This is a genomic window from Paracoccus sp. P2 (genome assembly GCF_046335115.1).
GTDB lineage: Bacteria > Pseudomonadota > Alphaproteobacteria > Rhodobacterales > Rhodobacteraceae > Paracoccus > Paracoccus pantotrophus.
In genome coordinates this window covers 127,022-135,706 of the sequence record NZ_JBGOSN010000001.1, presented here as the reverse complement: position 1 = coordinate 135,706, position 8,685 = coordinate 127,022, and the positions used below count along the sequence as shown (strand labels likewise).

Sequence of the window (8,685 nt, the reverse complement as noted above, 5' to 3'; positions counted from 1 at the left end):
GCGTGGGGGCAAAGCCCCCCGGCCCCCATCTCGCAGCCACCGCGCTTGACCATGGCGCCGCAATCGGCCACCCCTGGCCTGCCCCGCAACCCCAAGGCCCGCCATGACCCGCACCATCCTCGCCAATGCCCGCCTGATCCTGCCCGAGACCGTGACCCCCGGCGCGCTGGTGCTGGAGGACGGCGCCATCGCCGCGATCCAGCCGGGCAGCGCCGTGCCGGCCGGCGCGCTGGACATGCAGGGCGACTATCTTGCCCCCGGCATGGTCGAGCTGCATACCGACAACCTGGAACGCCACATCCGTCCCCGCCCCGGCGTGGACTGGCCCCATGCCGGGGCCATCCTGGCGCATGACGCCGAACTGGCGGGCTGCGGCATCACCACGGTCTTCGACGCCATGCGCGTGGGCTCGATCCCGAACGAGGGGCCAGACCAGGATTACGACAAATATGCCCGCGAACTGGCACATGAACTGGCCGCGCTACGGGCTCGGGGGGCGCTGCGCATCAGCCATTTCCTGCACCTGCGCGCCGAGATCTGCTCGCAGACCCTGCTGGCGGAACTCGACGAGTTCGGCCCCGAGGACCGGGTCGGCATCATCAGCCTGATGGACCACACACCGGGCCAGCGCCAGTTCCGCGACATCTCGAAGCTCGCGCAATATGTGCAGGGCAAGTACAAGCTCTCGGACGCGGCCTTCGCCGAGCATGTCGCCCGGCTGCAGGATCTGCGCGCCCGCTTCGGCGACCGCCACGAGGCGGCGGCGGTCGAGATCGCGCACCGGCTGGGCGCGGTGCTGGCCAGCCATGACGACACCACGGCCGCACATGTCGCGCTTTCGGCCGGCCATGGCGTGCGGCTGGCCGAATTCCCGACCACGCCCGAGGCGGCGGCGGCCTGCCACGACCACGGTATCATGGTGATGATGGGGGCGCCGAACCTGATCCGCGGCGGCAGCCATTCCGGCAATGTCTCGGCGGCGGATCTGGCACGGGCCGGGCAGCTCGATATCCTGTCCTCGGATTACGTGCCCGCGGGGCTCCTGGCCGGGGCGCTGATCCTGGCGCGGATCTGGGACGACCTGCCGCGCGCCATGGCAAGCGTGACGGCCAACCCGGCCCAGGCGGCCGGATTGGCCGACCGCGGCCGCCTGGCGCCGGGGCTGCGCGCCGACCTGATCCGCTTTGCCATGCTGGACGAGGATACGCCGGTCATGCGCGAGACATGGGTGCGCGGGCGCCGGGTCTGAACCTTGCCGCGAACCTGCGAAAATTCGCAATTCCCTTGATCTGGATCAAGCCGTTCCGATCGGCGCCGGGCTAGCCATGCCCGGCCCAGAAGGAGTGCGAACCATGAGCTACAAGGCAAAGATCGACGAGATGCGCAGCGAATTGCGGGTGATGAACAAGGCCATCCCCGACGCCACCAAGGGCTTCGGCGCACTGTCCAAGGCGGTTCATGACGGCGGCGTTCTGGATGCCAAGACCAAGGAATTCATCGCCGTCGGCATGGCCATCGTCCAGCGCTGCGAGCCCTGCATCCTGTTCCATGTCGAGGCGCTGATGAAGGCCGGCGCCACGCGCGAGGAACTGGGCGACGTGTTGTCCATGGCGATCCAGATGAGCGGCGGGCCGGGCCTGATGTATGCCGGCCACGCGCTGGCCTGCTGGGACGAACTGGCGGCGGGCTGATCCCGCCGCGCGGGACGCGCTCAGGTGATGACGTCGGGCGCATCCCGGCCGGTGCGGGCGTGGATGCCGGCGATTTCCTCGGCGGCGGCGACGATGCCTGCCAGCGCCTGTTGCGGATCGTCCTGCATCCGGGCGGGATCGGTCTCGACCCGCTCCAGGTAGACGCGCAGCGTCGCCCCCTCGGTGCCGGTGCCCGACAGGCGCAGCACGATGCGGCCGCCGCCCTCGGTCATGATGCGCAGGCCCTGCCCCTCGCTGCGCGAGCCGTCCACCGGGTCGTCATAGGCGAACTCGTCCGCCGCCTCGATCCGCAGCCCGGCCGCGGCCTGGCCCGGCAGATCGGCCAGACGCTCGCGCAGCGCCTGCATCAGCTCGGCCGCGGCCGCGGCATCCACCGCCTCATAGTCGTGGCGGGAATAGTAGTTGCGGCCGTATTTCGCCCAATGGTCGGCCATGATCCCGGCCACCGGCTGCCGGCGCTCGGCCAGCAGGTTCAGCCAGAACAGCACCGCCCAGAGCCCGTCCTTTTCCCGCACATGGTCCGAACCGGTGCCGGCGCTTTCCTCGCCGCAGAGCGTCGCCTTGCCGGCGTCGAGCAGGTTGCCGAAGAATTTCCAGCCGGTCGGCGTCTCGTAGCAGGCCAGGCCCAGGCGCTCGGCCACCCGGTCCAGCGCCCGCGAGGTCGGCATGGAGCGCGCCACGCCTTTCAACCCGCCGGCATAGGCCGGGACCAGCGTGGCGTTCGCAGCCAGCACCGCCAGGCTGTCCGAAGGCGTCACGTAGCAGTTGCGGCCGACGATCATGTTGCGGTCGCCGTCGCCATCCGAGGCGGCGCCGAAATCCGGCGCGTCCGGCCCGAACATCGCATCCATCAGATCCTTGGCCCAGATCGGGTTCGGGTCGGGATGGCCGCCGCCGAAATCGGGACTGGGAACGGCATTCACCACCGAGCCCGCGGGCGCGCCCAGCTCGCCTTCCAGGATCGCCCTGGCATAGGGGCCGGTGACCGCATGCATGGCGTCGAAGCGGATGCGGAAGCCGTCGGCGAACAGCGCGCGGATCTTGCCGAAATCGAAGATCGAGCGCATCAGCTCGGCATAATCGGCGACCGGGTCGACGACCTCGACCTCCATGCCGCCCAGGGCCTTGGTCCCCGGCGTGGCCAGGTCCACGTCCTGCGCGTCGAGGATGTGGTATTCGGCCAGGGTCTTGGTGGCCTCGAAGATCGCCTCGGTCACCGGTTCGGGGGCCGGGCCGCCATTGCCGATATTGTATTTGACGCCGAAATCCTCGGTCGGGCCGCCGGGATTGTGGCTGGCGGACATGATGATGCCGCCATCCGCCCCGCGCAGCCGGATCAGGTGCGAGGCGGCGGGGGTGGAAAGCAGCGCGTTCTGGCCGACGATCACCTTCTTCGCGCCGCTGGCCGCGGCCATGCGCAGGATGACCTGCGCGGCGCGGTCGCCGAAATAGCGCCCGTCGCCGCCCAGCACATAGGTCTTGCCCGCGGCGCCGCCGGTGCCGTTCCAGATCGCCTGCACGAAGTTTTCCAGGTAATGCGGCTGCATGAAGACCGAGGTCTTCTTGCGCAGGCCCGAGGTGCCGGGCTTTTGCCCCGCGATGGGCTGGGTCGGGACGGTGTGAACGGTCATGGACCTCTCCTTAGCGTTCGTGGTCGCGCATGATGCTGGCAGTCCGCGCGACCGAGGGCAATGCCGGGAAATCCCCGGCCGCCACCGGCAGGCGCAGCTGCCAGTTCGGATATTCGCCGACCGTGCCGGGCAGGTTCGGCTGGTCGGCCATGTCGAGCAGCAGCTCCGCCTGCACCGCCACCAGACGCGACGGCGTGCGGGCCAGGAAACCGTGCAGCGCGTCCAAGCCGGGATCGGGCAGCAGCCGGTCGAAGGCGACGACCTCCTCGGCGCGTTCTTGCTGCCCGGCGGCGGTTTCCTGCCCGGCGATGCCGGCGCGGGCAGCGATGTCGGCGCCACGCCGCCAGCCGCGCCAGGTCGGCAGGTCGTGGGTCGAGAAGCTGGCGATGGCGCCCTGGTCATAGGATTCGGCCGGGCGGAAGGCCGGCGGATGCCAGCCCTCGCGCTCGAACATCGCCACGCGGCAGCCGAGGATGCCGGAAGCCGCCAGCGCCTCGCGCAGGCCGTCGGGGATATTGCCCAGATCCTCGCCGACGAGCACCGCATTGCCGGCGCGCGCCGCCTCGATCCGGGCCACGGCCAGCATGGCATCGCGCGGCATGGCGACATAGGCGCCGGGGGCGGCGTCCGGCACCCAATAGGCGCGCTCGAAACCCAGGATGTGGTCGATGCGCAGCACGCCGGCGAATTGCAGCTGGCGGCGCAGGGTCTCGGCCAGCGGCGCATAGGCTTGGGCGCGCAGGCCCAAGGGGCTGAAGGGCGCGAGGCTCCAGTTCTGCCCCTGCGGGGCGAAAGCGTCGGGCGGCGCACCGAGCGAGGCGCCGAAGGCGAAGCTGGCACGATCCTCCCAGGTCTCGGCGCCGAAGGGATGGGTGCCGACGGCGAGGTCGAGATAGAGCCCATGCGCCATGCCGCCTTCGCGCGCCGCCTGCCCGGCCGCCGACAAGGCCCGCTCGGCCCGCCATTGCAGCCAGGCGTGAAAGCGCATCTCGCCGGCCAGATCGGCCCGCGCAGCGATGGCGGCAGGCGTGTCGGGCGAGGCGAGCGTCGCCGGCCAGTCGCCCCAGAAGGCCCCCAGCCGGGCCGAGAGCGCCTGATGCAGGGCAAAGCGTTGCAGGCCCTCGCCCGCCGCCGCCTGCCAGGCGTCGAAGGCCGGATCGCCTGGAAAGGCGTCGTATCCCGCCCGCAAGGCCGCCATGCGGGCCGGGATGTCGCGGGCATAGTCGATGCGCGGGCCGGGGGTACCGAGGCCGCCGGGCAGGTGGATCACGTTCAGCCGCCGGCGATGCGAGGGGGTATAGGGGCTGGACAGCTGCGGCTCGGTCGGAAAGCCGGCATGGACCGGGTTGATGCCCAGGAATGCCGCCCCTTGCCGGCCCATGCTTTTGGCCAGCACCGCAAGGTCGGCATAGCTGCCGATCCCAGTTTCCGAGATGCCGTAAAGCGGCGCGGCCAGCCCCCAGCAGCGCGCCGGCCCCGGCAGGCGCGGCGGCGCGGCGAGCAGCGTATAGTCCCGGCCCCCGGCCCGCAGGCGGTGGATGCCCAGCGGCAGCACGGGCAGCGGGCCGTTCCCCTCGGCCTCGGTGCCGTCCTCGAAGGTCAGTTGCCAGTCGTCCAAGGCCAGGTCGGGGCGCGCGCCGGCAGCGCAGATCACGTCCTGCGGCAGGCGGACGGCATGGTCGTCCAGCGCCGCCTGCGCCTCGGCCGCGGTGGGTACGGCAAGGCCCATGGCGGCAAGCAGCGCCACCGCCGTCTCGACCGAGGTCTCGCGCCATTGCCCGGCAAGGTCGTGAAAGCCCGGCAGCACGCCCATGCGACCGGCCAGGGTCAGGCGCGGATCAGCCATGCTCGCGCTCCAGATCGAAGGCGAGGGTCGACTGGCCGTCCACCGCCAGCCGCTCGGCCTCGACCACATGCGGGGCCAGGTCGGGGCGGCTGGTATCCAGATGCAGCCGCCAGCGCCAGCCCTCGGGGCGCTCGGGCAGCACCACCTCCAGCGGCTCACCGTTGTTGAAGACCAGAAACAGCGCCTCCTCGCGCTGCGCATATTCGGGGGTGCCGGCGGCCATGCGCAGCTCGGCGCAAAGCACGCGCAGCTCGGGATTGCCCCAATCGGCCGAGGTCATCTGCGCGCCGTCCGGGCGCAGCCAGAACAGGTCGGGCAGCCCGTCGGTCAGGCGCGGGCGCGAATGCAGGAAACGTTTCTGCCGCAGGATCGGATGGGCGCGGCGAAAGGCGATGAGCTTGCGGGTGAAGTCCAGGAAGGCCGGGTCGGCACCCTGCCATTGCACCCAGCCGATCTCGTTGTCCTGGCAATAGGCGTTGTTGTTGCCCTGTTGCGAATTGCCCAGCTCGTCCCCGGCCAGCAGCATCGGCGTGCCCTGCGACAGAAGCAGCGTCGCCAGCAGGTTGCGCCGCCGCCGCGCGCGGGCGTCCCGGATCGCGGGGTCGTCGCTGGGCCCCTCGGCGCCCATGTTGTCCGAGAAATTCTCGGAATGGCCGTCGCGGTTCTCCTCGCCATTGGCCTGGTTGTGCTTTTCGGAATAGCTGACCACGTCCATCAGCGTGAAGCCGTCATGCGCGGTCAGGAAGTTCACCGAAGCCGTGGCGGGCCGGCCGGAATGGTCGAACTGCCGGGCGGAGCCCGCCATGCGGTCGGCCAGCTCCGGCACCTGCCGCGCGTCGCCGCGCCAGAAGCGGCGGATGCCGTCGCGATACTTGTCGTTCCATTCCAGGAACGGCGGCGGAAAGCCGCCCAGCTGATAGCCGCCGGGACCGATGTCCCAGGGCTCGGCGATCAGCTTCACCCGCGTCAGCACCGGATCCTGCCGGATCGCGTCGAAGAACGAGGCGCTGCGGTCGAAGCCGCCACGAACCCGCCGGCCCAGCGTGGCGCAAAGGTCGAAGCGGAACCCGTCCACATGCATCACCTCGACCCAGTAGCGCAGGCTGTCCATGACCATGCGCAGCACCATCGGATGATTGACGTTCAGCGTGTTGCCGGTGCCGGTGTCGTCGACGTAATGGCGCGGATCCTCCTGCAGCCGGTAATAGCTGCGATTGTCGAGGCCGCGGAAGCTGAGCGTCGGGCCAAGCTCGTTACCCTCGCCGGTGTGGTTGTAGACCACGTCCATGATGACCTCGATGCCGGCGGCATGCATGCGGGCGACCATATGCTGGAACTCGGCGATCTGGCCCTTGGCCAGATAGCGCGGATCGGGGGCGAAGAAGCCCAGCGTCTGGTAGCCCCAATAGTTCACCAGCCCCTTCTCCAGCAAGAAGCGGTCGTTGAGGAAGGCTTGCGCCGGCAAGAGCTCCAGCGCGGTGATGCCCAAGGCTTGCAGATGCTCCAGCACAGGGTCCGAGGCGAGGCCCAGGAAGGTGCCGCGATGCGGGACATCAGGGTGCAGTTGCGTCAGGCCCTTGACATGGGCCTCGTAGATCACCGTCTCGGCGATGTCGCGGCGCGGCGGCTGGTCGGGGCCCCAGGCGAAGGAGGGATCCTCGACCACGCAGCGCGGCATGAAGCGGGCGCTGTCGCGGCGGTCGAAGCTCAGGTCGGCCTCGGGCGCACCGACCGTATAGCCCATCAGCGCATCGTGCCAGACCGGATGCCGGGTCAGCCGCTTGGCATAGGGATCGAGAAGCAGCTTGTGATAGTTGAAGCGGTGCCCCTCGGAGGGCGCATAGGGACCGTCGGCGCGCAGCCCGTAAAGCTGGCCGGGGCGCAGGCCGGGGACATAGCCGTGCCAGACGTCGCCGTCGCGTTCCGGCAGGTCCAGCCGGTACGTCTCGGTCCGGCCGTCGGGGGAAAACAGGCACAGCGTCACCCGGCGCGCATGTTCCGAGAACACGGCGAAGTTCACGCCCTCGCCGTCGAAGGTGGCGCCCAGCGGTTCCGCCCGGCCCTCGAAGATGCGCAGCCCGGTCATCAGGCGGCCATCGCCCCGAACAGCTCGGCATAGGCGCGGGCCGAGGCGTCCCAGCCGACCGGATGCGCCATGGCGTTTTCCGTCATCCGTCGCCACACGGCAGGCTGGCGCCAGAGCGCGCAGAGCCGCGACAGCGCCCGGGACAGCGCCCGGGCATCGACCGGGTGGAATTGCACCCCGGTCGCCACGCCCGCAGCCAGCCCCGCCGCCGAGGCGTTGATGACGGTATCGGCCAGCCCGCCGGTCAGCGCCACCAGCGGCAGGGTGCCGAAGCGCAGCCCGTAAAGCTGCGTCAACCCGCAGGGCTCGAAACGCGAGGGCACCAGGATGGCGTCGCCGCCGGCGATCATGCGGCGCGACAGCGGCTCGTCATAGCCCAGCCGCAGCGCGACGCCGGGGTGGCGGGCGGCGGCCTGGGAAAAGGCCGCTTCCAGCCCAGGATCGCCCGATCCCAGCACCGCCAGCTGGCCGCCGTTCTCCAGCAGCACGGGCAGCGCCTCGATCAAGAGGTCCAGCCCCTTCTGCCCGGTCAGGCGCGAAACAACGACGCAAAGCGGCCCTTCGGCCTCGGGCAGGCCGAATTCCTTGCGCAGCGCCGCGCGATGCGGCGCCTTGCCTTCGGGCGCGGCATAGGGCGGCTTCCAGGCATCCAGGTCGATGCCGTTCAGGATGCCGGTGAAATCGCCGGCGCGGTCGGCCAGCACCCCCTCCATCCCCATGCCGAATTCCGGGGTCATCAGCTCTTCGGCATAGGTCGGGCTGACGGTCGAGACCTTGTCGGCAAAGACGATTCCCGCCTTCAGCGCCGAGATCCGGCCCCAATATTCGAAGCCGCGCGGGTTGAAGAGATGCGCCGGCAGTTGCAGCGCCGAGAGCATATGCGCCGGCGCCAGGCCCTGGAAGGCAATGTTGTGGATGGTCAGCAGCGTCCGCACGTCCCGCACCCCGGCTTGGCGCAGATAGACCGGGGCCAGCCCCGCCTGCCAGTCGTGCAGGTGCAGCACCTGCGGGCGCCAGTCCTCGACCCCCTCGGCGGCGATCAGGGCGGCGGCCTTGGACAGCGCGGCGAAACGCTGCGGATTGTCGGGCCAGTCGCGGCCGTCCGGCCCCAGATAGATGCCGCCCTGCCGGTCGAAAAGATGCGGCGCGTCCAGGATGTAAAGCACCGCATCCCCCAGTGCGCCGCGCCGGATGCGGGCCGGGCCACCGAACAGCTCCGGGATCTCGCGCACGGCCGGCGCCTTGGCCGCGGCCCCCAGCACCGCCGGATAGCCGGGCAGCAACACCCGCATCCCGACCCCGTGCCCGGCCAGCGCCGCCGGCAGCGCCCCGGCCACGTCGGCCAGCCCGCCGGTCTTGACCAGCGGCACGCATTCCGAGGCGACGGACAGAACCCTCATACGGACAAGA

Annotated in this window: 6 protein-coding genes; 2 read left to right on the top strand and 4 right to left on the bottom strand. The window is 70.4% G+C overall.

All coding sequences use genetic code 11. The features are described 5' to 3' along the window. Positions 1 to 103 precede the first annotated feature (103 nt). Both ACDP63_RS00660 and ACDP63_RS00655 read left to right on the top strand, forming a co-directional pair. Complete coding sequence (locus ACDP63_RS00660; RefSeq protein WP_024842531.1) at positions 104 to 1,249, top strand: alpha-D-ribose 1-methylphosphonate 5-triphosphate diphosphatase; 1,146 nt, start codon at positions 104 to 106, stop codon at positions 1,247 to 1,249. A 103-nt stretch (positions 1,250 to 1,352) separates the two neighbouring features. Then, entirely contained in the window at positions 1,353 to 1,691 is a 339-nt protein-coding gene (locus ACDP63_RS00655; RefSeq protein WP_024842530.1) for a carboxymuconolactone decarboxylase family protein, read from the top strand. 20 nt (positions 1,692 to 1,711) lie between these two features. On the opposite strand, the gene ACDP63_RS00650 is transcribed toward ACDP63_RS00655, so the two are convergent. The 4 genes from ACDP63_RS00650 to glgA are packed head-to-tail and all read right to left on the bottom strand — an operon-like array spanning position 1,712 to position 8,675. Next, complete coding sequence (locus ACDP63_RS00650) at positions 1,712 to 3,343, bottom strand: alpha-D-glucose phosphate-specific phosphoglucomutase (protein ID WP_024842529.1); 1,632 nt, start codon at positions 3,341 to 3,343, stop codon at positions 1,712 to 1,714. Between the two features lie 10 nt (positions 3,344 to 3,353). Beyond that, positions 3,354 to 5,189, bottom strand: coding sequence for a 4-alpha-glucanotransferase (locus ACDP63_RS00645; protein ID WP_409927626.1), 1,836 nt, complete (start codon positions 5,187 to 5,189; stop codon positions 3,354 to 3,356). Next, a complete protein-coding gene (glgX, locus tag ACDP63_RS00640) occupies positions 5,182 to 7,275 on the bottom strand; it encodes a glycogen debranching protein GlgX (protein WP_024842527.1) in 2,094 nt (697 codons plus the stop codon). Before glgX ends, ACDP63_RS00645 begins: the two co-directional genes overlap by 8 nt. Continuing rightward, positions 7,275 to 8,675, bottom strand: a complete 1,401-nt coding sequence (gene glgA, locus ACDP63_RS00635) for a glycogen synthase GlgA (protein ID WP_024842526.1) — start codon at positions 8,673 to 8,675, stop codon at positions 7,275 to 7,277. The genes glgX and glgA overlap by 1 nt, the downstream gene beginning before the upstream one ends. Between the last annotated feature and the right edge of the window lie 10 nt (positions 8,676 to 8,685).

Excerpts from the sequence above, each read along its gene's own strand:
- ACDP63_RS00660 (WP_024842531.1), top strand. The coding sequence starts at position 104 with ATGACCCGCACCATCCTCGCCAATGCCCGCCTGATCCTGCCCGAGACC.
- ACDP63_RS00655 (WP_024842530.1), top strand. The coding sequence starts at position 1,353 with ATGAGCTACAAGGCAAAGATCGACGAGATGCGCAGCGAATTGCGGGTG.
- ACDP63_RS00650 (WP_024842529.1), bottom strand. The coding sequence starts at position 3,343 with ATGACCGTTCACACCGTCCCGACCCAGCCCATCGCGGGGCAAAAGCCC.
- ACDP63_RS00645 (WP_409927626.1), bottom strand. The coding sequence starts at position 5,189 with ATGGCTGATCCGCGCCTGACCCTGGCCGGTCGCATGGGCGTGCTGCCG.
- glgX (WP_024842527.1), bottom strand. The coding sequence starts at position 7,275 with ATGACCGGGCTGCGCATCTTCGAGGGCCGGGCGGAACCGCTGGGCGCC.
- glgA (WP_024842526.1), bottom strand. The coding sequence starts at position 8,675 with ATGAGGGTTCTGTCCGTCGCCTCGGAATGCGTGCCGCTGGTCAAGACC.